The 22,696-nt window shown below is 66.6% G+C and carries 26 protein-coding genes and 1 tRNA gene; 21 read left to right on the top strand and 6 right to left on the bottom strand.

The annotated features are described in order from the left end of the window. Positions 1 to 87: 87 nt before the first annotated feature. From NE591_RS01260 to NE591_RS01275, 4 genes are all read right to left on the bottom strand, one after another. Positions 88 to 591: a DMT family transporter gene (locus NE591_RS01260; RefSeq protein WP_157012423.1), complete on the bottom strand. Its 504-nt coding sequence runs from the start codon at positions 589 to 591 to the stop codon at positions 88 to 90. Then, positions 588 to 995: a helix-turn-helix domain-containing protein gene (locus NE591_RS01265; protein WP_114548848.1), complete on the bottom strand. Its 408-nt coding sequence runs from the start codon at positions 993 to 995 to the stop codon at positions 588 to 590. Before NE591_RS01265 ends, NE591_RS01260 begins: the two co-directional genes overlap by 4 nt. Positions 996 to 1,073: 78 nt before the next feature. Continuing rightward, a complete protein-coding gene (locus NE591_RS01270; protein WP_256156230.1) occupies positions 1,074 to 1,763 on the bottom strand; it encodes a response regulator transcription factor in 690 nt (229 codons plus the stop codon). After that, positions 1,760 to 2,917 (bottom strand): sensor histidine kinase, encoded by a 1,158-nt coding sequence (locus tag NE591_RS01275; RefSeq protein ID WP_114548846.1) that lies wholly within the window; start codon positions 2,915 to 2,917, stop codon positions 1,760 to 1,762. Before NE591_RS01275 ends, NE591_RS01270 begins: the two co-directional genes overlap by 4 nt. Positions 2,918 to 3,155: 238 nt before the next feature. On the opposite strand from NE591_RS01275, the gene NE591_RS01280 reads away from it, so the two are divergent. The 17 genes from NE591_RS01280 (at position 3,156) to NE591_RS01360 (ending at position 17,046) form a co-directional block, all read left to right on the top strand. Then, the gene (locus tag NE591_RS01280; protein ID WP_114548869.1) at positions 3,156 to 4,097 is read left to right on the top strand and encodes an ABC transporter ATP-binding protein; all 942 of its coding nucleotides are present in this window, start codon (positions 3,156 to 3,158) and stop codon (positions 4,095 to 4,097) included. Between the two features lie 9 nt (positions 4,098 to 4,106). Continuing rightward, complete coding sequence (locus NE591_RS01285) at positions 4,107 to 5,294, top strand: ABC transporter permease (protein ID WP_114539470.1); 1,188 nt, start codon at positions 4,107 to 4,109, stop codon at positions 5,292 to 5,294. Then, positions 5,281 to 6,501: an ABC transporter permease gene (locus tag NE591_RS01290; RefSeq protein ID WP_114539469.1), complete on the top strand. Its 1,221-nt coding sequence runs from the start codon at positions 5,281 to 5,283 to the stop codon at positions 6,499 to 6,501. Before NE591_RS01285 ends, NE591_RS01290 begins: the two co-directional genes overlap by 14 nt. Before the next feature lie 163 nt (positions 6,502 to 6,664). Then, positions 6,665 to 6,739, top strand: a tRNA-Val gene (locus NE591_RS01295). A gap of 198 nt (positions 6,740 to 6,937) precedes the next feature. After that, positions 6,938 to 7,753 (top strand): Flp pilus assembly protein CpaB, encoded by an 816-nt coding sequence (gene cpaB / locus NE591_RS01300; protein ID WP_114539468.1) that lies wholly within the window; start codon positions 6,938 to 6,940, stop codon positions 7,751 to 7,753. Beyond that, positions 7,750 to 9,066, top strand: a complete 1,317-nt coding sequence (locus NE591_RS01305) for a P-loop NTPase (RefSeq protein WP_114539467.1) — start codon at positions 7,750 to 7,752, stop codon at positions 9,064 to 9,066. Before cpaB ends, NE591_RS01305 begins: the two co-directional genes overlap by 4 nt. Before the next feature lie 12 nt (positions 9,067 to 9,078). Continuing rightward, complete coding sequence (locus NE591_RS01310; RefSeq protein ID WP_114539466.1) at positions 9,079 to 10,410, top strand: CpaF family protein; 1,332 nt, start codon at positions 9,079 to 9,081, stop codon at positions 10,408 to 10,410. Further along, entirely contained in the window at positions 10,374 to 11,360 is a 987-nt protein-coding gene (locus tag NE591_RS01315) for a type II secretion system F family protein (RefSeq protein ID WP_114539465.1), read from the top strand. The genes NE591_RS01310 and NE591_RS01315 overlap by 37 nt, the downstream gene beginning before the upstream one ends. Continuing rightward, the gene (locus NE591_RS01320) at positions 11,360 to 12,310 is read left to right on the top strand and encodes a type II secretion system F family protein (RefSeq protein ID WP_232325621.1); all 951 of its coding nucleotides are present in this window, start codon (positions 11,360 to 11,362) and stop codon (positions 12,308 to 12,310) included. The genes NE591_RS01315 and NE591_RS01320 overlap by 1 nt, the downstream gene beginning before the upstream one ends. Before the next feature lie 30 nt (positions 12,311 to 12,340). Then, entirely contained in the window at positions 12,341 to 12,583 is a 243-nt protein-coding gene (locus NE591_RS01325) for a class III signal peptide-containing protein (RefSeq protein WP_222705434.1), read from the top strand. A gap of 23 nt (positions 12,584 to 12,606) precedes the next feature. Next, positions 12,607 to 12,771, top strand: coding sequence for a hypothetical protein (locus NE591_RS01330; RefSeq protein ID WP_241520668.1), 165 nt, complete (start codon positions 12,607 to 12,609; stop codon positions 12,769 to 12,771). Between the two features lie 14 nt (positions 12,772 to 12,785). Beyond that, positions 12,786 to 13,301, top strand: coding sequence for a TadE/TadG family type IV pilus assembly protein (locus tag NE591_RS01335; protein WP_232325605.1), 516 nt, complete (start codon positions 12,786 to 12,788; stop codon positions 13,299 to 13,301). Continuing rightward, a complete protein-coding gene (locus NE591_RS01340; RefSeq protein WP_114539463.1) occupies positions 13,291 to 15,393 on the top strand; it encodes a molybdenum cofactor biosynthesis enzyme in 2,103 nt (700 codons plus the stop codon). Before NE591_RS01335 ends, NE591_RS01340 begins: the two co-directional genes overlap by 11 nt. Positions 15,394 to 15,396: 3 nt before the next feature. After that, positions 15,397 to 15,837 (top strand): hypothetical protein, encoded by a 441-nt coding sequence (locus tag NE591_RS01345; protein ID WP_022740661.1) that lies wholly within the window; start codon positions 15,397 to 15,399, stop codon positions 15,835 to 15,837. Positions 15,838 to 15,938: 101 nt separating this feature from the next. Next, a complete protein-coding gene (locus tag NE591_RS01350) occupies positions 15,939 to 16,283 on the top strand; it encodes a hypothetical protein (RefSeq protein ID WP_256156231.1) in 345 nt (114 codons plus the stop codon). After that, positions 16,280 to 16,756, top strand: a complete 477-nt coding sequence (locus NE591_RS01355) for a DUF192 domain-containing protein (RefSeq protein ID WP_084280629.1) — start codon at positions 16,280 to 16,282, stop codon at positions 16,754 to 16,756. The genes NE591_RS01350 and NE591_RS01355 overlap by 4 nt, the downstream gene beginning before the upstream one ends. Next, positions 16,753 to 17,046 (top strand): hypothetical protein, encoded by a 294-nt coding sequence (locus NE591_RS01360; protein ID WP_022740659.1) that lies wholly within the window; start codon positions 16,753 to 16,755, stop codon positions 17,044 to 17,046. The genes NE591_RS01355 and NE591_RS01360 overlap by 4 nt, the downstream gene beginning before the upstream one ends. Here NE591_RS01360 and NE591_RS01365 read toward each other — a convergent pair. Both NE591_RS01365 and thrC read right to left on the bottom strand, forming a co-directional pair. Next, positions 17,043 to 17,387, bottom strand: a complete 345-nt coding sequence (locus NE591_RS01365) for a winged helix-turn-helix domain-containing protein (RefSeq protein WP_161127582.1) — start codon at positions 17,385 to 17,387, stop codon at positions 17,043 to 17,045. The genes NE591_RS01360 and NE591_RS01365 overlap by 4 nt on opposite strands. A 28-nt stretch (positions 17,388 to 17,415) precedes the next feature. Further along, the gene (gene thrC / locus NE591_RS01370) at positions 17,416 to 18,990 is read right to left on the bottom strand and encodes a threonine synthase (RefSeq protein WP_161127583.1); all 1,575 of its coding nucleotides are present in this window, start codon (positions 18,988 to 18,990) and stop codon (positions 17,416 to 17,418) included. Positions 18,991 to 19,187: 197 nt separating this feature from the next. Here thrC and NE591_RS01375 point away from each other — a divergent pair, with 197 nt between their 5' ends. The 4 genes from NE591_RS01375 (at position 19,188) to NE591_RS01390 (ending at position 22,648) form a co-directional block, all read left to right on the top strand. Then, entirely contained in the window at positions 19,188 to 19,469 is a 282-nt protein-coding gene (locus NE591_RS01375; protein ID WP_225885503.1) for a FeoA family protein, read from the top strand. 146 nt (positions 19,470 to 19,615) lie between these two features. Beyond that, entirely contained in the window at positions 19,616 to 19,846 is a 231-nt protein-coding gene (locus NE591_RS01380) for a ferrous iron transport protein A (protein ID WP_161127584.1), read from the top strand. Positions 19,847 to 19,992: 146 nt separating this feature from the next. Continuing rightward, the gene (locus NE591_RS01385) at positions 19,993 to 22,329 is read left to right on the top strand and encodes a ferrous iron transporter B (protein WP_173114246.1); all 2,337 of its coding nucleotides are present in this window, start codon (positions 19,993 to 19,995) and stop codon (positions 22,327 to 22,329) included. Between the two features lie 16 nt (positions 22,330 to 22,345). Next, complete coding sequence (locus tag NE591_RS01390) at positions 22,346 to 22,648, top strand: hypothetical protein (protein ID WP_117284312.1); 303 nt, start codon at positions 22,346 to 22,348, stop codon at positions 22,646 to 22,648. The last annotated feature ends 48 nt before the right edge of the window (positions 22,649 to 22,696 follow it).

Below are 22,696 nucleotides of genomic sequence, written 5' to 3' on the forward strand. Positions count from 1 at the left end.
TTTCTTCGACATGGCGATGGTGGTGCGTGAGGGCCATGCTGCTGGTGCGAGCAGCGATCCCTTGACGCTCCGGCCATTGTACTACGTCTACGAAGAGGAGGGCGAGGCGTGGCCGCGGCGTTGCCCTCGGCGAGAGCCTTTGCGGTTCGAAAGCATGAGGCCGGCGATGGTGAGGGCGACGCCGCCGACGATGGGAGGCGTCATCGGCTCGCCGAGCACGAGGGCTGAGGCGGCGCCCGTGAGCGCCGGTACCAGGTAGATGTAGGTGCTCGTGACGACGGCGCCGAGATGCTTCACGGCGAAGTTCCAGGTGGCGAAGCAGGCAGCTGAGGCGCCGAGCCCCAAGAAGAGCAGGTTCGCAACGACGAGGGGGTCGACCAGGCCCAGTGCGGGGAAGGCCCCTGCAAAGGGAACGGCCGGCATCATGAACAAAAGGCCCCACGCGAAGATGCGCTTGGTGGCGGCCAGCGTTTCGTAGCCCGCGTCGGCGATGCGATCGACGAGGGTGGAGTAGACCGACCACACGAGGGCGGCGACGAAGGTGGTGCTCCAAACGAGGATGGTGAACAGGGCGAGCGCGTGCGCTTTCATGGGCGCACCTGCTCTGGCGACGAAGCAAGCGCGTCCGCAGGATCGGCTCCGGCGATGGCGCGCTGGTAGAAGCCGGGCGTCATGCCGAGACGCTCCTTGAAGGCGCGGGTCAGATGAGCCTGGTCGGAGAAGCCTGCCGCCCAGGCGGCGTCGGCGCAGCTGGCCCCGGCGGCGAGCGCCTCGCGGGCCGCTTCCACCCGCAGCGAGGCAAGGTAGCGCATGGGCGTGAGGCCGAAAGCGGCGGTGAACGACCGCAGGGCGCGGTACTTGTCCAGGCCGGCCGCAGCGCACGGTCTCGTGATGTCGGGATGAGCGGGGCTGTTGGGTATGTGGGGCGCGGGGCATTTCCATAACAGGGAGAGATGATAGCCATTTGCCCGTAGATTTCTTGCATGAAATTGCAGCGGCGCACCATGCGGTCTTGCGGACGATGAGGGCGCCGGGGAACGTCGCGGGCGGTGGGGAGCGGATGACGCTGCGACCTACCGCCACCAGGCGATGGCGATCTGGGTACGGTTTCTCAGGCCGCACTTCTGCAGGATGGCCGAGATGTGGTTGCGCACGGTGCCCTCGGACAGGTACAGCGCCTGCGCGATCTCGCGGTTGTCGAGCCCCTCGGCGATGAGCTCGGCGATATCGCGCTCGCGCTGTGTGAGCCCCTCGGCGAAGGAGGGGGCGGCCTGGCTGTTATCGGGGTGCGACAGAGAGTCGTCGAAGGCGGCTCCGGCGCCGTTCGCTGGCCGTTGCCCGATGAGCGCACTCACGCGGTCGGTGACATCGGATCCCAGGACAATTTGGCCTTCCATGACGGAATGCAGCGCTTCGGCCAGACCACGAGCTTCCTGCTTGATGAGGTAGCCGCGGGCCCCGATCGCCAGCGCGCGCACGATGTAGTCGTCGTCGGCGAAGGTGGTGAGGAAAACGATGCGCGCCTTCGGGTGGGCGGCGAGGATGGCCTCGCCGGCGGCCAGACCCGACAGATCGGGCATGCGGATGTCGAGGAGCATGATGTCGGGGTGGTGCTCGTTGAAAAGCGCCGCCGCCTCGGCCCCCTTCGTGCCGAGGCCCGCCACGCGCACGCTACCGCGCGCCTCCAGTATCGTGCGCAGCGATTGGGCCACGAACTCGTCGTCGTCCACGATGACGACGGAGAGGGGAGATGGGGCGCTCATGGGCGAACCTCCTGGGTTTTGGGGAAGGTGGCGAAGACGCGGGAGCCGGTGCGCGGTGGGGGCAACGGTTCGAACGAGAAGGTGCCGCCCAAGGCCGTCGCGCGCTCTTCCATCGAGGCGAGACCGAGGCCGCCCTCGCCAACCAGGTTCGCCGCGCGCCCGTTGTCCTCGATGGCGAGCTGATAGAAGCCGGGGAACTCGAGGAGGGAGACGGCGACGCTCGTGGCGCGCCCGTGCGTGCGGGCGTTCGCGAGCGCCTCGCGCACGATAGCCACGACGGCAAGGGCGACAGGGCGCGGAAGGCTTTCGGCCTCGAAGGCGAGCGTGCCGGCAATTCCCGGGAATTCCCCGATCAGCTCGGCCAAGGTGGTCTGTGGATCGAAGGCCTCGTCGTGCAGGTCGTGCACGCTGGCCCGCACGGTGCCGAGGGCCTCGTGGAGGGTGGCGCCGACCGCCGCCAGCTCTTTGGCGAGCGCCGGATCGTCCTCGTGCGTGACGGCGAGCGCCTCCATTTGCAGCACCGAGCGGGTGAGCAGGTGGCCGACGTTGTCGTGGATCTCCCGCGCGATGCGGGCTCGCTCGGCCAGCACCGCGCAGCTCACTTCCAAATCTTGCCGCTCGGCGAGGTCGCGAGTGCGCTCGGCCAGGGCGAGGCGGTCTTCCTGCACGGCGTCGCGCCATTGGCGGAGCGAGGCGCGCTCGGTTTGAACTTTGGTCGTGCGCCGGGCGGCCAGGCAGGCGAGCGCTCCCAGCAGAAGGGCGGCTGCCGCCAGCGCGCCGCTTCCGGACACTGCGGCGCCCAGGAGGGCCGCGGGCCATAGAAAGCGCAGGGGGCCGAGGTTCTGCGCCACGGCGGCGTAGGCCAGAAGCGGCACGAAGGCGGCGAGGGCCGGCGCGGCAAGTGCGGCGATGAGGTAGGCGGCGGCGATGACGGGACGTGCGACGCGGATGAAGCGCGCGGCGCGGACGGGGCTTGCGGCGCTGGCAGGGGCCTGGCGCTGCGCACCGCCTTCGCCGCGATCGAGCAGTTCGAGCGCGCCCGTGGCGATGAGGGTGAGAAGCGGCGCCGCTACGGCTGCGGGGGCAGCGGGAGCGAGCAGAAGGAGGGGAAGCCCCAGCCCGAAGAGAACGATCTCGTCAACAATTCTGTCCATGGGGCCATTATAAGGCGCACGTTCGCGAAGCAAGGGGCACGTCGACATTCGTGACATTTGGCACTTCTGCGGCGCGGCGGTTCTTGGAATAATGGGGCCATGACCGATAGGGGAAGGAGCGCTCATGGACGGCGAGCTTACGAACGGCAGCGCGCGGACCGGCGCGCTGAGGATCGATGGCACGCAGGATGGCGCGCAGGGCGACTGCGCGAGAGACGATAGCGCACGGGCCGGCGCTATGTCGGCGCCCATCGTCGAGGTGCGCAACTTGGTGAAGCGCTACGGAGACGTGGTGGCGCTCGACCACTTCGATTTGCGCATCGAGCCCGGCGAGATCTTCGGGCTTTTGGGCCCGAACGGTTCGGGCAAGACGACGGCCATCAATTGCATATTGCAGCTGCTCACCTTCGACAAGGGCGACATCTGCCTGTTCGGCGAGCCCATGACGCCCACGCGCTACGACCTGAAGCGCAAGATCGGCGTGGTGCCGCAGAACGTGGCGCTGTTCGAAGAGCTCACGGTGCGGGAGAACATCGACTTCTTCTGTGCCCTGTACGTGGACGATCGGCGCGAGCGGGCGCGGCTCGTGGACGAGGCCATCGCGTTCGTGGGCCTCGAGGACTACGTGAAGTTCCGCCCGCGCAAGCTCTCCGGCGGCCTTCTGCGGCGGCTCAACATCGCCTGCGGCATCGCCCACAGGCCCCGGCTCGCCTTCTTCGACGAGCCGACGGTGGCGGTGGATCCGCAGAGCCGCAACGCCATTCTGGAGGGCATCCGCCGCATGAACGCGCAGGGCTGCACCGTGGTGTACACGAGCCACTATATGGAAGAGGTGGAGGAGATCTGCTCGCGCATCATGATCATGGATCGCGGCCGGTCGGTGGCCGTGGGCACCAATGTCGAGCTGAAGGCCCTAGTGGGGGCCGGCGAGCGCATCATCGTGGAGGTGGCGGCGCTTGGTGATGCCGTGCGCGGGCGCCTGGCCTCGCTGCCCCATGTGCGGCGCGTGACCTACACCGAGCCGGAGCTGGTCGTGCAGTGCGAGCAGGGCGGCCACAACGTGGGCGACGTGCTGGGCGTGCTTGCGGACGCGGGGTGCGCCGTGGGCCGCGTCTATGCCGAGCCGCCCACCTTAAACGATGTGTTCCTCGAGATCACCGGTAAAGAGCTGAGGGATTAGGAGCGGGCTATGGGCACGTTGTTCGCAAGCACGTTGCGGGCGCTCGTTCGCGAGAAGAGCCTGTTCATCTGGTCTTTGGCCTTCCCCATCCTCATGGCGACCATCTTCATGTTCATGTTCGCGAACTTGGACGGCGCCATGGAGTTCGACCCCGTGCCCACCGGCGTGGTGGCCGATGAGGCGTGGGACACGTCGCCGTTTTCGGCGGTGGCGGAGGCGCTGGGGGAAAGGGGCGACGATCAGTTGCTGGACGTGTGCCGCTTCGCCGATGGGGAGGCGGCCGCATCGGCCCTCGTCGACGGCGAGGTGATGGGGGTGTTCTCCGTCGACGAGGACGGCGAGCCGGTGCTGTCCCTGGCGCCGGGGCTGCAGATCGGCCAGACGACAGATATGGATGCTATCGATCGCAGCATCCTGGAATCGGTGGTGGGCACCTACGTGCGCGACGCCGACCTGATGACATCCATCGCCCGCGAGAACCCCGGGGCCTTCGCCGATCCGGGCCGTCTGGAGGCGCTGTTCTCGAGCGTCGATGCGACTGAGGAGGTCTCGCTCACCCACGCCGCGCCCAAGGAGTCGGTGCGCTTCTACTACGCGCTGTTCGCCATGGCGGCCCTGTTCGGCGCCCAGATCGCCGTGGTGGCCGTCTGCTGGACCCAGCCGAACCTCTCGCCGTTGGGCGCGCGGCGGGCGTTGGGGGCCATCGGGCGCACGCGCACGCTTCTGGCGACGCTTCTGGCCTGCTGGCTGCTGTCGTTCTGCTGCCTGCTCATCGCGTTTCTGTACACGCGTCTTGTCGTGGGGGTCGACTTCGCCGGCCGCGAGGGCCTGTGCGTGGCGGGACTGGGCGCCGCATCGCTGCTCGCCTGCGCCCTGGGCACGGCGCTCGGGTCACTCCCCAAGTTGGATGTGGGATCGAAGACGGGCATTCTCACCGGGGTGGTGTGCCTGCTCTCGCTGTTCACGGGGCTCTACGGCGAGCCCTGCATGGAGCTGGCCGACATGGTCTCGCGGGAATTCCCCGTGCTGGCCTCGCTGAACCCGGCGAAGGCCATCTGCGACATGTTCTACAGCCTGTACTACTACGACGGGCTGGAGGTGTTCGCGGGGAACGTGGCGCTCATCGGCCTGTTCTCGGCCGCGCTGTTCGCCGTAGGGGCCCTGTTCGTGAGGAGGCAGCGCTATGCAAGCCTGTAGATATGCCTTGGAAGTGGTGGCGAAGCATCCCATCTATCTGCTGGTGTACGTGGGCTTTTTGAGCCTCATGGGCCTGTTTATCACCAGCGGCGTGTACCCGCCGGCGACAAGTGCGGGCTACGAGTCGGCCGAGGTGCCCTTCGCGGTGATCGATCGGGATCAAAGCGACTTATCGCGCTCGGTGGCGGCGTTTCTCGAAGAGCGGGGAACGTCGGTCGAGGTGGCCGATGAGGCGCGGGCCTGCCAGGATGCCGTGGCCACGGGCTTGGTGGACTATCTGCTCATCGTGCCCGCCGGGTTCGAGGAGGGCTATCTGGCGGCGGCCCGCGACGGCGGCGACGGCCCGCGCCTTGAGACGGTGTTCAGCTTCCAATCGATGGCGGCCACGCTGGTTGATACCCAGGTGAACCAGTATCTGGGGCTGGTGCGGGCCGCGGCGGTGCTCGAGCCGGACTCCTCGCCGGAGGTGCTGGTGGCCCAGGCCGAGGCCTCCGCGCAGAAGGAGCCGCGCATCGAGGAGGTTTCCGTCCCGGGCGTGGCGGTGGGGAGCGAGGCCTTCGTATTCTATCTTATGTGGAGCGCCTACCCGCTCACGGTGGCCGTGGTGGTGTCGGTGGGCATTCTCATGGGGGCCTTCAACCGCACCGACGTGCGGCGGCGCGTTGCCGTCTCCTCCACCTCGGGCTTGGGTCTGGGGCTGCAGAAGGCGGCGGCGGGGCTCGTCGTGGCGCTTCTCGTGTGGGCCGTTATCATGGGCATCGGCCTTGTCGCATTCGGCTATTCCGCATTCACCCTCGCACCGGCCGATCTTGCCTGCGTGCTGGCGGTGGAGCTCGTGTTCGTGCTCATCCCGCTGGCCATCGCGTTTCTGCTGGGGCAGCTGGGCTGCGGCGAGAGTGTGTCGAACACCGTGGGCAACATCACCGGCATGGTGCTGACGTTTCTAGGCGGTACGTGGATCAGCCTGGATCTTATGCCCGAGGCGGTGCGCGTCGTGGCCACCTTCACGCCGGTGTACTGGCTCGGCGAGGGCCTGCGCGCGGCGGTGGGCGATGCGACGGGGTCGGCGGCGGAAGGCGTCGCGCTTGCGGTCGACGTGCTCTTGCTGTTCGCGGCGGCCATCTTCGTTACGGCGCTCGTGGCGGGCCGGATGCGCGCGACCAGCGACGACGCCGGCGGCAATGCCGCGGCCGCTGTGCCGAGGTAGCGCCGTGGGCGCCGTGCCGGGATCGCGCCGCACGCTGCGCCGTGGGCGCTGTGCCGCGAGGTACGTGGGATGCGCTATCGTCTCGGCGCCCTGCTTTCCATTTGCTCCGGCGGGGAACTTGTGGCACAATACGGACTCGCGCATTTAGGCGCGTAATATGTTCGGTCGCGTGGCGCAGCGGGAGCGCAGGTGCCTTACAAGCACAAGGTCGGGGGTTCAAATCCCTCCGCGACCACCATGAATTGAAGCAGAAAGCCCCAGGTTGCCTGGGGCTTTCTTGTTTACCCTGGCATTTCCCTTCGCCCTTGGGACGCCAGTGCGGTCGAGGATGCGACTCCATGACGGTCGGCGCGAGGAACGAAACGGGACATTCCCGCGTCATTTTTACGGTCGTGATCTTGCATGATGTCATCGTTTCCGAAAGTCAGGAGAAGCGATGGCAATCAACAAGACGAAATGGGGTGCTCTGGCCTGCGGGCTGTGCTGCGCGTTGTGCGTGGCCCTCTACTTGGCCAGCGTGCGCGGGGAGGTGGACGCGGCCCGAGCCGAGGCGCTTGAGCGCTATGGGGGCGATCAGGTGGAAGTGTGCGTGGCCAAGCGCGACTTGGCGGCGGGCGAGGTGGTGGACGCCTCGGCCGTCGTCACGAAGATGTGGGTGGCCGATCTTCTGCCCGACACTGCCGTGACTGATTCCTCCCAAATCATCGGTAAACGTCTGGGTTCGAACGTCATCAAGGGAGAAGTCCTCTGCTCCCGGCGCACCGAGATGTCCGACTCCGAACTGGCGGTGCCGGCGGGCATGGCCGCCATCAGCGTGCCGGCGCGGCCCGTGCAGGCCGTGGGCGGTTCGGTGGAGCCGGGTATGGAAGTGGACGTGTACGCCACGGGCCCCGTGTCCACGACCAAGCTGGTGGGCGGCGCTCTGATTCTGGCCACGAGCGCTGCGTCCGAATCGGGGGCGACGGCGGAGTGGGTCACGCTGGCCGTCGAGCCCGAGCGGGTGCAGGAGGTTGTGGCGGCGGCGCAGAACTTGGAACTTTATTTCGCGCTGCCGGCTTTGGGTGGCAGCACGCCATCGGACGGTTCGACGGGAGAGGGGGTTCGCGATTCGGCGCCCCAGGGGCAGGAGGCGGCAGAGCCGTCGGCTTCGGCGGAGGCGCCTTTGGAGGGCCCCGCTGCCGAGACGCCTCCCGCTTCTGGGCAACCAGCGGCGCCTGAGAATGGGGCGATGGGGGAAGGAGCGAACCTATGACGAAGCGCAAGCGTTACTTGCTCTGCGGCCACGGCGAGAGTCTGCCGATGGCGGAAGACGGCACAACCTCGCTTTCTTCGGTGCTGGAGGAGCTGGCTGTGGAAGTGTGCGCCGAGGCGGTCTCAGCTCGGCGGTGCGTCAACGAGGAGCATTTCGATTTCGTGTGGGTGTCGTGCTGTGAAGGGGCGGAGCCCATCAATCTCGCGGCGGCTTGCAAGCGCGACAGCCCGCAGACGGCCGTCTATCTTGTGACGGCGGATCGCACGGGATCGGTGGCCTCCCGGGCTCAGGCCGCCGAGCTGGACGGCATCGTGTCCCCCGCGGAGCTGGGGGAGTATTTGCTGAAAGAAGCTGCGCGCAACATCGATGGCGACAGGGGCGATGGGGAATCCGTCGCGCTGGCGCTACCCGACTCCGAAGGCGTCCGACAAGCTCTCACGACGGCAAAAACGCAGGAAGAGAATCGCGCGGGCTTTCTGCTGACGGTGGTGAGCGGGAGCGGTGGTGCGGGTAAGAGCACGGTGGCGACCCTTGCGGCCCTTCTCGGGGCTCGGCGCGGCCTGCGCACGGCGCTGCTCGACGCTGATCTGCAGTTTGGGGATCTCGCGGCCCTGATGGGAGACGCTCCGTCGGTGCCGGTTGAAGAAGTTGCGAGAACGGGAGCAGTGCCCGATGAGCTGAGTGGGGCGCCGCTGGTGCTCGTCAGCGCTCCGCGCGCCCTGGAGCGCTCGGAGGTCGTAGCGGCCTCCATGGGATCGGTCGTCGACGTCCTCGTCGCCTCCTTCGATTTCGTGATCGCGAACACGGGAGGCGGCTGGGACGACGTGCATCTCCTTCTGCTGGAACGGGCTGCCGCCTCCCTGTTCCTCGTCGACCAGCGCGCCTCCTCGGTACGTGCCTGCCGCCATGCCCTCGATTTGTGCCTGCGCTGCGGCATTGCAACGGGATCGTTTCTGCTCGCCGTGAACCGCTGCACGCGTCATGCGCCCTTCACGTCCATCGACGTGTCCAGTGCGTTGGATGGGGCCCATGTAGCGGAGCTGGCCGACGGCGGTCGCGAAGTGGAGGAGCTGCTCGGCGCGGGCATGGCGCAGAGCCTGGTAGAGGCTTCGAGCCCTTTGTGCATAAGCATCGAGGGTGTTCTCGACGAGCTGCTGCCCTTGGCTTCTCGTCCTGCAAGTGCGGGGGTGCAGGCTCCTCTCGCCCGCATCGGCTTGGCGCCCAAGGCAGACGCGGGGTTGCGGGGCAAACAGCGCAAACGCAAGGGTCGCGCGAGCCGTCGCGAGGCCGCCTTGGCCAAGGGCGCATCGTAAGGAGGTGAGGAAATGTCTCTTCTGGAATGGGTTCGCGTGGCGGAAGACGCCCGCGATCAGCAAGACGATGAGCGCGTGGCAACGGGGCTCGAGTCCTTGCGGATGGCCGTGGGCGAGCTGGTTCCCCTGGATAGGGTCGCGCTCATCGCCGTCGACAGCCCGGAGCGGGCGCGCAACGAGATCCGGGCCGCCTGCCGGAGGCTCTCGACGCGAGATCCGTGGAAGGCGCTTGCGCCCGCGGTGTTCCGCGACTTGGTGGAGGGCCTGATCAGCACGGTGTTCGGGCTCGGGCCGCTGGAGGATCTGATTGCCGACGAGACGGTGACTGAGATCATGGTCAACGGAACGGACAGCGTGTACATAGAGCGCGACGGCCGCCTGTCCCGAGCGAGCGTGAGCTTCGAGAGCGACGAGCAGGTGCGGGCGCTCATCGATCGCATTTTAGGCCCTTTGGGCCGGCGGGTCGACGAATCGTCGCCCATGGCCAGCGCCCGCTTGCCCCAGGGCCATCGCGTCAACGCGGTGCTGCCGCCGCTCTCCCTCAATGGGCCGCTGCTCACCATTCGCGCCTTCACGCGGCGCGTCATGACGCTGGCCGAGCTGAAAGCGAGAGGTTCGTTCGACGAGACGGTAGAGCAGTTTCTCATTTGGGCTGTGGGGTCGCGCCGTTCCATTGCGGTTTCCGGTGGCACGGGCAGCGGCAAGACGACGCTCTTGAACGCCCTTTCCTGCCATATCTCCCACGAGGAGCGCGTCATCACCATCGAGGATGCCGCCGAATTGAAGTTCGACGAGCACCCCCACGTGGTGCGCTTGGAAGCCCGGGCGCCCAACGCCGAAGGCACCGGCGAGGTGACCATACGGGAGTTGGTGGTGAACGCCCTGCGCATGAGGCCCGATCGCATCATCGTGGGCGAATGCCGCTCCGACGAGGCCATCGACATGCTGCAGGCCATGAACACGGGCCACGACGGATCGCTGACGACGCTGCATGCCAACGCCCCGCGCGAGGCGGTGGAGCGCCTGGTGACCATGGTGCGGTTCGCCGTGGAGCTGCCTCCCGATGCCATCGAGGCGCAGATCGGCAACGCTTTAGATCTGATCGTGCAGACGGCGCGCCGTCCTGGGGGCGCCCGCTGCATCTCCGAGATCGCCGAGGTGTCCTTCGACCACGGGCGCCGCCGCTGCGTCGTTCGCACGCTGTACCGGTGGGAAGTGGGCCAGGAAGCGGGCTTTTGGCTGGACTATCCGCAGTGGGTCGACCGGCTGGCTCCCATGGGCCTGGCGGACAGACGGGAGGTGAAGACATGGATGCGGTCGTTGGACTTGCGGCAGTCGGCGTAGTCTCGTCGGGGGCGGCGGGGTATCTGGTCGCGCGGCTTGCGACGATCCGGCACGAGCGCCTTCGCCGTACCTGGGCCCTTGCGGCCGAAGGTGGTCGGGGAGCCGCCCACCCCGGGCTTGCTTGGCGCTTGCGCCACGGGGTGTCGGGCTTGCGGCCGGTCGCCGAGGCGCTCCTGCGCCGCGAGCCGGTGCGGCGCTATGTCCTGTGGGCGCGGATGGCCTTGGAGCAGCGGGGCTATGCCTCGACGTCCGACGCCTTGCTCTCGCTGGTTCTGGGCGTTTGCCTTGCCTTGCTTGTCGCCTGCTGGGTGGTGGCCGCATCGCCGGTATTCGGGGCGGCGGTGGCGGGGTGCGCCCTGGTGGCGCTCTGCGCTGCGGTGAAGAGCGATGCAGAACGGCGCGAGGCCGCCTTGAGAGACGAGATTCCCGATGCGCTGCGCTCGTTGGGCGTGTGCTTTCGGGCGGGGCTCTCCCTCATGCAGACGCTGGAACAGACGGGCTCGGAGATGAAGGGTCCTTTGGGCGAGTTGTTCCTCTCGGCGGCCCTGGTGCTTCAGACGGGGGGCACGGCCTCGGAGGCACTGGCGCTGTTTCGTCAGCGGACCGATGTGCCGGAACTCGCTTTCGTGGCCGTTGCCCTGGACGTGCAGCATCAGAGCGGCGGCAGTCTTGCGGCGGTGCTCGATGCGGCCCGGGAGTCGGTGGAAAGCGAGATCGACCTCGCTCGCTCTCTCAAGGTGCAGACGGCCCAGGCCCAGCTGTCGGCGCGCATCGTCACGGCGATGCCGTTCGTGCTTATCGCCCTGTTCTCGCTTATGAGCCCCGGTTTCCTCTCGCCGTTCTTCGAGAGCATGGCGGGTATGGCTCTTCTGGCGGCGGCTCTGGTCATGCAGGTGGCCGGCGTCGTCTTGGTGCATCGGATGCTGGACGCGGGCGGGAGGCGGTCGTGATGGATGTAAGTTGGGCGCAGGGAGCGGCGGCGGTCGTTGCGGTCGGCTCGGCGGCGCTGCTCGGAGGTATGGCCTCGCGCATCGTCGGGGCATGGCGGCGTCGCATCCGTCATCGCGCGGCGGTGGTGGAAGGGTCGTCCGCGCTCCAGGCCGGCCGTGCCGCAGCGGTCGGGGAAGAAGGAGTGGATGCGCGGATAGTCGCCTATGCGGTGGAGCTGTCCCAGCGGGCCCGAAGTCCGCTGTTCCGCTTCCTGTCGCCGTCGTCTCTACGGGAGCGGCCCTTGCCTGACCGTCGCTTGGCCGCAGCCGGTCTTGGCGGCGCGCTGTCGCCTGCGGGCTATGGGGAGGCGCGAGTGCGCCTGATGCTCGGCGGCGCGGTTCTCGGCGGTGCAGTGGGGCTGACGGCGACGACCGAGCTGGCGGTTCTGCTCGCTGTCATCGGCGCCGCCGCCGGGTGGAGGGCGTTGCCCTGGGCGGTGAAGCGGCGAAGTTGCCGGCGAGCCGAGGCCATGGAATGCGACTTGTCCGAGATGCTCGACGTGGTGGCGCTCGGCATGCGCAGCGGAATGTCCTTCGACCGCAGCCTCGATTTGTACACCGGGTATTTCCGCACGCAGTTGGCCGATGCGTTCCGAAGCGCCCAGCGCCAATGGGCCTGCGGCCTGGCATCGCGGCCGGAGGCGCTGCGCGAGGTGGCCGACTCCTACGCCTCCCCGCTGCTCGCCCGGGTGATCGAGAACATTGTGCGCTCCCTGCGCTTCGGCGCGACTATGGCCGACAACTTGGAGGACGCGGCGCGGGAGGCTCGCAGCGGATACAAGGCGCGTCGCCAGGAGGCGGTGGCGAAGGCGCCGGTGAAGATGATGGTTCCCACCGGCGTGCTCATCCTGCCCGCCATGCTCATGCTCGTGCTGGGGCCGGTGCTCCTGGAATTGGCGGGGGGCTTTTGAAGATGAAACGAACGAGAAAGGAAGTGCGACATGAAGAGGCTCGAATCCGTTGTGGGAAAAGTAGCGGGTGCGCGGGAGGCGGTCGATCGGCGCACACGCGCGTGGTGCGCCGCGGTGCGCTCGCGCTTGGTGGACACGCGCGGCCAGGGGACGACCGAGTACGCCATTCTCGTCGGGGTGCTCGTGGTCATTGCCATCATCGCCATCACCCTGTTCCGGCCAAAGCTGCAAGAGCTCTGGGACGCCATCGCCTCGGGAATAAACAGCCTTTAGGGAACGAGTGCGGTCAGGGCACGGTGGAGTACGCCATCGTCACGGTGGCTTTCCTATGCGTGATTGTTGCCGGGGCGGCGCTCTGGCGGGCCTTGTCCCAAGGGCTTTTCGTCGATCACGGGCTCGCCTCGGCGTCGCATCATCTCGCTGGGGCGGCCACGTGGATCGCCGATGTGCTCGTGTTTTAAGGAGGTGCGAGGCAATGGGGCGGATGGGTGCGAGGGCCCGCGATGCGCGCGGCCAGTCGACGGTGGAGGCCGCCGTGGCCCTGCCGGTGGTTTTCTTGCTCGTTCTTCTGCTCGTACAGCCGGGCATCGTGCTGTACGACCGCATGGTCATGGCCGGTGCGGCGGCCGAGGGCTGCCGGCTTCTGGCGACGAGCGACGGCGATGCGGCGACCTGCGAGGAGTACGTGCGCCGCCGCTTGGGGGCGATCCCGCCCCTCGACGTCTTCCATGTGCATGACTCCGGCTGCACATGGGAGGTGCGTTGCGAGGGCGGCGGTGCGGCGGATGTCGCGCGGGTGACCGTGCGGACGGAGGTGAGGCCGCTTCCCCTGCTGGATGGAGGGGCGACGCTGCTCGGGATGGTGAACGAGCGGGGCAACTTGGTGGTGGAGGTGACGGCGACGGCGCCGACGCGCGCCTCGTGGGCTCAGGAATCATTGAATGGCGCGAGCGTCAATGGAAAGGCAGGTGAATGGCGCCATGAAGGATAAGTCGATATTCCGCGACGAGGAGGGCTCGACGACGGCCGGCATGGCCGTGGCGCTGCTCGTCACTCTGTCGCTGCTGTTCTCAGCGGCTCAGGTGTACCGCATCCACGCCGCTGGTGCCGAGGTGCAGGAGGTGGCCGATGCCGCCGCATGCGCGGCCTTAAACCCCGTGGCCGAGTTCATGGTGGCCGTGCGCGTGGCCGATGCCGCCGTGCTGTCACTCACGCTTCTGGGTGACATTGCGTACGGGGCCGGCGTCGTCGCCCTGTGCGTCCCGCCGGCGGCGGAGTTGGGCAGCCAGCTCGTTTCGGCCGGTCAGAAAGTGATCAAGGCGCGCGACGCGTTCTCCCAGAAGGCCTGCGAGGGGCTGGAGGCGCTGCAGCGGGCGCTGCCGTTTCTCGCGGCGGCCAACGGTGCGGCGGTGGCGGCGGCCAATGGTGAGGGGAGCGGCTATGCGGCCATGGCCCTGCTGCTGCCCGGCGAGGGATCGTCTATTGCGTCAGGGGCGAGCGCGGTCGAGGAGTCCATGGAGGAGGCCGTGGAAGCGGGCAAGGGCGAGCTTGCCGAGGCGGCGTCCCGGGCCGAGGAGGCGGCGCGTGCCGCCGAGGAAGCCCGGGCTCGGGGTTTCGCCCGCGACTGCGGCGACAATCCGTCCTATTGCATGTACGAGCGCGCGGGGCGCCTCGCAGGGCTGAGCGGTGCCGATAACCCTCTGTTCGCCTCGGTGGACAGTTGGTCGTTCTCCGTGCCTCTCGAACGGGCGCGAGTCTATTACCGCGAGAGGCTGCTGAGCGAGCGTCCTGGCTCGGACTCTGCCGAGGAGCAGGCCCGCAGCGCCCTGCGCAAGCGATTCTACGCCTATGCCATAAGCGAGCTGCGCGAGGCCTTCGTCCACGAGACGGCCGACAGCTTCTCAGCGTCGTTCCCCCGCTTTCCGCGGAACATCGAGCAGATGCGGGCCACGCGGCTGTATACCGAGCCCGTCTATCCGGTGGCCGTCGATGGAGAGCTGCCGGTGATGCATGCCTGGGACGGCTGCCCGGAGGCGGGGCTCGTGGACTATTACGGGTCGGCCGAGGAGTGGGAGTCCGGTTCCTTCGAAACCTGCCCTGCCTGCAAGTTCACAGCGAGCGCCTTAGGATCGGTGGCCTCGGCCTCCACCTCCATTGACAACGGGTTCGAGTACCACTACGACGCCGTCGCCCAGGCTGCTGCCGACTACCAGAAGGCGAGAGCGGATGCTGAGCCGTTGAGTCGCGCGGCGAAGGGCAAGGCGGAGGGCCTTTTGAACGAGGTTCTGGCCGCGCTCGGTGATGCGGGCGCCTTCCGCATTAAAGCGGATCCTCCCGGAGCGGCGGGGTGCATCGCCTTCGTCGTCTCGACGGGAACGTCGGAGCCGACCGCCTTCGAGAGCGCTTTTGCGCCCTCGGGCACGCTGGGCACTCGGGCCGCGGTGTCGGCGGCGACGCTCATCCGGGACGAGGGCGAGGAGGCGTCGGTGATAGGCGACTTGCTCGACGATCTGTCGGGGTCGGGCTCTGCTCTCTCCGGCGTCGGCGGTTTGGTGCTGGACGGATGGGCCGGCGTCCTGGAGGCCTATAGCAGCGGCACCGAAGGGTTGAAAAACGGGGTGGAGGCCGTGCTTTCGGGCATACCGCTCGCCGGCTCGACGGGATTGGGAGAGTGGGCCGCCAATGGCCTTCGCGAAGGGCTCGAGGCGGTGGGCCTCGAGCCGGCCGACACGGCTCCCCTCAAGCCAGTTCTTGCCGGTACGGAAGCCGTGGCGCGCGCTGGCGGCGGCGACTGGTCAGCCCGGTACCTCTCTCTGCGCGAGCAGGCATTGGCGCGCCCCGAGGCCTCCAGCGATGCCCTCGGTTTGCTAGCGGAGCGGGTGAGCGACGAGGCCTATCAGCGCTTGGCCTCCCTGGAGATCACCCTTGCGGTTGTCGAGATTCCTCTGACAGGGGTCTCGGTTCCGTTGACGGTGACCCTCCCCGCCACCTTGGCCGAAGGAGCGACCGGACTTGTCGATGGCGCTTTCGCAGCCCTGCGCAACATCGTCGGCGCTCCGACGTATCTCGAGAGATGGGAGTGAGCTATGGACGTTCTGCGAAAGGAGCGCGGGGATGCGGGTCAGGCTACCGTCGAGCTGGCTGTCGTCCTTCCCGTGGCCATTGTGCTCGCCGTCATCGTCGTGAACGCGCTGTCGTTTTTCGAGGCATGCGCGGCTTTTGACCAGCTGGCCCGTCAAGCCATCTGCGCCTATGCTCCGTCGCCCGATGCGGGCCAGGGGCCGGCCGAGGTGGCCGCTCTTGTGGAAAGCGAGCTGGAGGGGGCTTTGGGTACTTCCAACCTGGCAATCGAGGTAACGGTTCAGGGGCGGGCAGGCTCCTATCAGCGCTATTGCGGACGTCTCTCCTTTGCCCCTACGCTTTTCGGGCTGGGGCTTAAAGACGAGGTGTTCGGTGTCTCGCTTCCGAGGCTCGTCCACGAAGTCGATCTGACGGTGGACGCCTATCGGCCGGGGGTGCTGCTCTGATGGGTGCCGGGAAGACATGGCGCCGTCGATTCGGGTGTGCCCTCGCGCTTGTCCTGGCCCCCCTGCTCGCTCTGGCTTTGGGGCAACCGATGGGGGAGGCCATGCTGCCCGGGGCGCCAGGGGAGCTTGAGCCCGACGTCGGTCTGCGCGCGGCGTGGGAGGCCCCCAACTGGTTCGCCGAGGAAGTGGTTGATGTGGACGGTCGCGAGGAGCTGCGGGCCAACGACGACTGGTCGGTGGTCTCCTTCGTTGAGGAGGGGGACGGCCTGCCCGATCGCCTCGTTGGCGAGCTGGAGGGACGCGGGTGGGCACTGGTAGCCAGCGGCCAAGAAGGAGTATGGACGGGAGTCAAGGAAGGAGGGCGGTGCTCATGGCTCGCACTCAGCTGCACATGGGTGGGCGACGTGCTATGCGTGGTCCTTCAGGTAAATGCGCCGATGGGATGAGGGGAGACGCAAAAACGGCGTTTGCGCGCCTTTGCACGGTAAGGGATGGCGATCGGGCCCCGTTCGAGGGCCGATGGGTGGTAGCTTCAAGCCCGCTTCTGCGGTTGCGCGGATTGGCGGGACGCAGGCCGGATTCTACGGTCATGGTGTTCCCGCGCTGTCGCGATGTGCACACGCTGACGATGCGGCATCCTCTGGACGTTGCCTTTCTCGACAGGAGGGGCCGGGTGATAGCGGTTCATCGTCTCGTGCTGCCGGGGGCGCGCCTGCGTTGCGGTCGAGCCTGGGCGGTAGTGGAGCGCTTTGCCCGGCCGGGGCCCTGGTTCGTCCGAGGCGATGTGTGCCTGCTCCCCGATGCTCCGCGACGCAGAAAGCCGAGGGCGCCCGCTCTCGCAAGAACTCAGGCCGCTCCGGAAACGTCGGGCGGCAGAGGAGCGGTTAAGAACGAAACCAAGAGAAGGAGACATCGATGAAAATCTGCCCAGTTTGCGAGAGCACCCTGTTCGATGACATGGATACGTGCTTCGGGTGCCTGTACCGTTTCGGCAGCGATCCGGCTCTCGAGGCGGCCCGCTCTGCGAAGGCAGTGCCCTGGCCCGTAGATGGAGGGGAAGGGGAGTGCGCTGCCAGCAGAGGCGGCGAAGGCGGTTCTGCCGCCCCCACCGCCCAGGAGATGAGCGTTCCTGGCTGGCGTCTGCGCGTGCGCTCCGAGGGGCTTCAGCCCCGGGGGAGTTCGCTTACCATAGAGATCGAGCCCGTCTAGCGGGTCATCTCCTTGAAGAGACGATCGGCCTCGGCTGAGAGGTGCTCCTCGATGGCCAGGTAGGCATCGAGGAGGCGATTTCCGTCCTCGGTGAGCGTGGAGCCGTGAGCCCCGTCGCGCAGGAGGAGCTGCACGTCGAGTGTCTCCTCAGTGTCTTTGATGATGCGCCAGGCCTTGCTGTAGGCCATGCGCATGCCCTTGGCGGCCGCGTTGAGGGAGCCCATCTCGCGCACGCCCAGGCAGAGCTTGGCGATGCCCGGTCCGAAGGCGGACTTGTTCTCGGAAGAGAGGTTCGCCACGGTGAGGCGGACGGTGGTGGAGAGGTTCTTCAACTGGCCCATGATGGCATCGCTTCCGTTCCCGGGAGGCCTAGCGGGTGAGGAACGCCTCGGCGGCGTCCTCGATGGCCTCGACGTCGTTGTCGATAACTTCGGTGAATCGTAATTGCATTGTATCCAGGTTGGCAAGTCCGGCGGGGATGTGATGCTTGTCCGTTTCCTCGGCGATGAGCTTGTTCAGCTCGCAACCGGTGAGCGCGGCCACGTCCGCGGGCAACTCGCCAGAAGGCTCGATGCCGTGAATCGCCCGGTAGACGTTGTTGCCGAATTTTGCCCAGTGGGCCGTGGAGGCGATGAGGACGGGGTTCTCGCCGCGCAGGTTCTGAGCGGCGGCGTAGGCCACAGCGGTGTGGGGATCCAGCAGGTAGTCGTGGGCGTCGAGCACTTCGCGGATGGTGGCGAGACAGGTGGCGTTGTCCACGGAATCGGCGCTGAAGTTCTCCCGCACGCGGCGGAACGTCTCGGCGTCTACGCGGAAGCAACGGGCGTCGGCCAGATCGGCCATCCACTGGCGAATAGCCTCGCCATTGCGGCCCGTGAGCTCGAAGAGCTGGCGCTCGAGGTTGGAGGAGACGAGAATGTCCATCGAGGGAGAGGAGGTAAGAATGAACTCGCGGTCGGAGATGTCGTAGGTGCCGGTGTTGATGAAGTCGGTGAGCACGCGGTTGTCGTTGCTGGCGCACAGCAGACGCTCGATGGGCACCCCGATTTGCTTGGCGTACCAAGCGGCCAGGATGTTGCCGAAGTTGCCCGTGGGAACGCACACGTCGATGGGGCATCCGGCTTCGATCTTGCCCGCCGCCACGAGTTCGGCATAGCTGGAGATGTAATAGACCACCTGAGGCAGCAGCCGCCCCCAGTTGATGGAGTTGGCGCTGGAAAGGGCGATGCGGTACTCGTCCAGCAACTTCTCGGCGAACTTCTCGTCGGCAAAGGCGTGCTTGACGCCGGTCTGGCAGTCGTCGAAATTGCCGCGCACGGCCCACACCTGCACGTTGTCTCCGGTGGTGGTGACCATCTGCTTGCGCTGGATGTCGCTCACGCCGCCATCGGGGAACAGCACCCCGATGGAAACGCCGTCTACGCCCTTGAAACCCTCCAGGGCGGCCTTGCCGGTGTCGCCGGAGGTGGCCACGAGGATCATGAACTCGTGATCGAGCGTTCCCTCCTCGCGCAGCTTCTCGGCGCTGGCCGAGAAGAAGTGGGGCAGGCACTGCAGGGCCATGTCCTTGAAGGCACTCGTCGGCCCGTGCCACAGCTCCAGGATGTGGGTGCTCTCGTCCAGTGAGGTAATAGGGCAGATGGCCTCATCGTCGAAATTGTCGCCATAGGCGCGGCCCATGAGCTCGTCGATGGCCTCGTCGGGCAGGTCGACGTTGAACGCCTTGTAGATGGCGGCCGCCCGCTGGGCGTAGGGGAGACGCGCCAGAGCGCAGATCTCGTCAAGGCTCAGCGTCGGCAGCTCTTCGGGAACGTAGAGACCGCCGCCTTGGGCCAGGCCGTTGATGACGGCTTGGGTGAAAGGCACCGGCTCGCCGGCTGCTCCACGCGTGTCCACGTACAGGTTCTGGCCGAACGAGGCGGCCCGATCGATGCGTTGCGCCATGAATCATCCTTCTTCAAAGAGGTCAGATGGGATAAAGGATACCACGTCGCCCGCTCTTTGGAGGGGCGTTTCAGGCGGACTGTGCGAGTTTCGCGCTCACGTGACAAAGTATGAAAAAGCAAACTTTTAGGGTTTACATAGTCTAACTTTTGGCTACAATACAATGTTGCATGCAGCTAACATTGATTGGAGTCATCATGAGCAATGCGATGGTTATGGAGAGCGCCGTCTGCCGGGCCAGCAGCGCGGGCGCGTCGTGCCAGCCGATGCCGCTGACGTTCCTGCGTCGCGGCGATGCCGCTCAAGTTGTCCGCGTGCGGGGAAAGGGCGATGTGCACCATCATCTCGAGAACCTCGGGTTTGTCGAGGGAGCGAAGGTGTCCGTCGTTTCCGAGCAGGCAGGAAACTTCATCGTGGAGATCAAGGGCGCGAGTGTGGCGCTCGATAAATCGGTGGCCGCGAAGATCATCGTTTCATAAGAAGGCACGCCCGTTCGCGCCCGCAAAGATGGGCGTCAAGAGGCATTCGCGTCGTCGCGCGATCGCAATGACGGACGCCGCGGGGCGCCTGCGTTGTCGTGCCGACCCAATCAACCGGAATCGCCGAGAGGACAGAAAGGAAGAACATGGCTGAGGATAAGACCCTGCGCGATGTGCCCGTGGGGCAATCGGCGACGGTGCGCCGCCTGGTGGGCGAGGGCGCCATCAAGCGCCGCATCATGGATATGGGCATCACCAAGGGCACTGACATCTACGTGCGCAAGGTGGCGCCTTTGGGAGATCCCATCGAGGTGACTGTCCGCGGGTTCGAGTTGTCGCTTCGCAAGAACGAGGCGCAAAACGTGCTCGTATCCTAGGGAACCGCACCCCCCCTGCGCCCGAGGGCGCATTTTTTCTCCCCTCTAGTTAGTTTTATCTAACTTCTGTCTTCGCCGTGGCGCGCATTGGGAGGCGCGAGAAGGGCCCGGCGAACAACGGTTTTTTGGAGAAGGAAAGGCTGATCATGGCTATCAACATTGCCCTTGCCGGCAACCCCAATTGCGGCAAGACGACCATGTTCAACGATCTGACCGGCGCGAACCAGTACGTGGGAAACTGGCCCGGCGTGACCGTTGAGAAAAAAGAGGGCCGCTACCGCGCCGATAAGGGGGTGGTCGTCACCGACCTGCCCGGCGTGTACTCGCTCTCGCCCTACACCCCCGAGGAGATCGTCACCCGCGATTACCTCATGAGCGGCAAACCGGACGCGGTCATCAACCTGGTGGACGCGACGAACCTCGAGCGCAACCTCTACCTCACCACCCAGATCATCGATCTGGGCATCCCCACCGTCGTGGCCCTCAACATGATGGATCTCGTGGAGAAAAACGGCGATAAGATCGACGTCGATGCCCTTGCCAAGCGCTTGGGCTGCCCGGTGGTGCCGACCTCGGCGCTCAAGGGCCGCGGCATGGAGGAGGTCGTGAAGGCCGCCATCGAGGCGGGCAAGAAGGGCGCCGCCCCTGCGACCACCCTGCGCTTCACCAACGAGGTGGAAGAGGCCTTAGCCCAGGTCATCGACGTGGCCGGCGCGGCCATCAAGGGCCGCCATGCTCGCTGGTACGCCATCAAACTCCTGGAAGGCGAGCAGCTCACCATCGACGCGCTGAACCTGCCGGCCGCCGCGCTCTCGAAGATCGCCGCCATCCGCGAGCGTCTGGAAGATGCGGAGGACGACGACGCCGAGTCCATCATCACCAACGAGCGTTACGACAATATCACGGAGGTTTGTGACGCCTGCGTGAGGAAGTCCCCGAAGACCATGACCACCACCCAGAAGATCGACCGCGTGGTCACCAACCGCATCCTGGGCATCCCGATCTTCATCGTCATCATGTTCCTCGTGTACTACATCTCGGTGTCCACCGTGGGCACCATCGTGACCGACTGGGCCAACGACGGCCTGTTCGGCGATGGCTGGCTCTACACCGGCACCGAACAGTACGAGGCCGCCGTCGAGGAGTTCGAGGGCATCCTCGAGACCGACGAGGGCGTGGCTGCCTTCGAAGCCGGCGAGTTGGAGGAGCCCGATCCGGCCGACTACGGCTTCTACCACGTGGGCGTGCCCGTCGTGGTGGGCGGCTGGCTTGAATCCATCGGCGCCGCTCCCTGGGTGCAGTCGCTCGTGCTGGACGGCATCATCGCCGGCGTGGGCGCCGTCATCGGCTTCATCCCGCAGCTGATCGTGCTGTTCATCCTGCTCGGCTTCTTGGAGGGCTGCGGATACATGGCCCGCGTCGCCTTCATCATGGACCGCGTGTTCCGCCGCTTCGGTCTGTCCGGCAAATCCTTCATCCCAATGCTCATTGCCTCCGGCTGCGGTGTGCCCGCAGTCATGGCCACCAAGACCATCGAGAACGAGAAGGACCGCCGCATGACCATCATGACGACGACCATGATCCCCTGCGGCGCCAAGCTGCCCATCATCGCGCTCGTCTTCGGCGCCCTGGCCGGCGGCGACTACGAGGCAACCTGGTGGGTCGCGCCCGTCTTCTACTTCCTGGGGCTGTTCGCCATCATCCTGTCCTGCATCATCCTGAAAAAGTTCCGCGCCTTCTCCGGCGAGGTCGCCCCCTTCATCATGGAGCTTCCCCAGTACCACCTGCCCACGGTGAAGAACGTGCTGCTTTCCATGTGGGAGCGCGTGCGCAGCTACGTGGTGAAAGCCGGTACCATCATTTTCCTGTCCTCCATGGTCATCTGGTTCCTGCTGAACTTCGGCTTCTACGAGGGCTCCTTCGGCCTGCTCGACCCCGAGGTTGACGACTATATCCAGTACAGCCTCATGGCCGGCCTCGGCAACCTGCTCGCCTGGATCTTCGCGCCGCTCGGCTTCGGCAACTGGGAATCTACCGTCACCTCCATCACGGGCCTTGTGGCCAAGGAGAATGTCGTGGCCACCGTGGGCGTCATCACGAGCCTCGGCGAGGAAATCGGCGAGACCGACCCGTCGCTGTGGGCCTCGTTTGCCGCCATGCTCGGCGGCAGCTCGGCGGCCATCATGGCCTTCTGCGCCTTCAATCTTTTGTGTGCGCCGTGCTTCGCGGCCATCGGCACTATCCGTCGCCAGATGATGTCGGCGAAGTGGACCTGGGCCGCCATCGGCTACATGTGCGCCTTCGCCTGGTGCGTGGGCCTCATGATCTACCAGTTCGGCGGCCTTATCGCCGGCGAGATCGCCTTCGGCCCGTTCACGGCTTTGGCTGTCGTGGTGGCCGCGGGCATGCTGTACCTGCTGTTCCGCCCGGCCGCCAAGCCCAAGGGCGCGGGCAGGCTGGAAGCGGCGAGAAAGAACGCCTAAGTTGCAAGGAGCCATTATGCAAGAGCTCAGCCTCAATTTCCCCACTGTCGTCATCCTTTTGGTCATCCTGGCCCTGGCGGTGCTCGCCATCCGGCGCATGACGCGCCGCGGCCTGTGCGACTGCGGCGACCACTGCGGCGATGGAGAAGGGGGCTGCGCCGGCTGCTCCCACTGCGCTTCGGCCGTTCGACCGACCGTTTCAAGCCGCATCAACGGCACGGGTGCCGGTGACGAGATGCCGCCGTGCTGCCAGGCAGCCGAGGCTATGGCCCAAGCCGCCGCCAAGGCCGTGGGGGATCAGGCCCCGCGCCGTCCGTAACCGTTTGGCGAAGACAATGTGAAAGAGGCTCGGAAGTTTCGGCTCCGA

The organism is Adlercreutzia sp. DFI.6.23 (genome assembly GCF_024462535.1).
Taxonomy (GTDB): domain Bacteria; phylum Actinomycetota; class Coriobacteriia; order Coriobacteriales; family Eggerthellaceae; genus Adlercreutzia; species Adlercreutzia rubneri.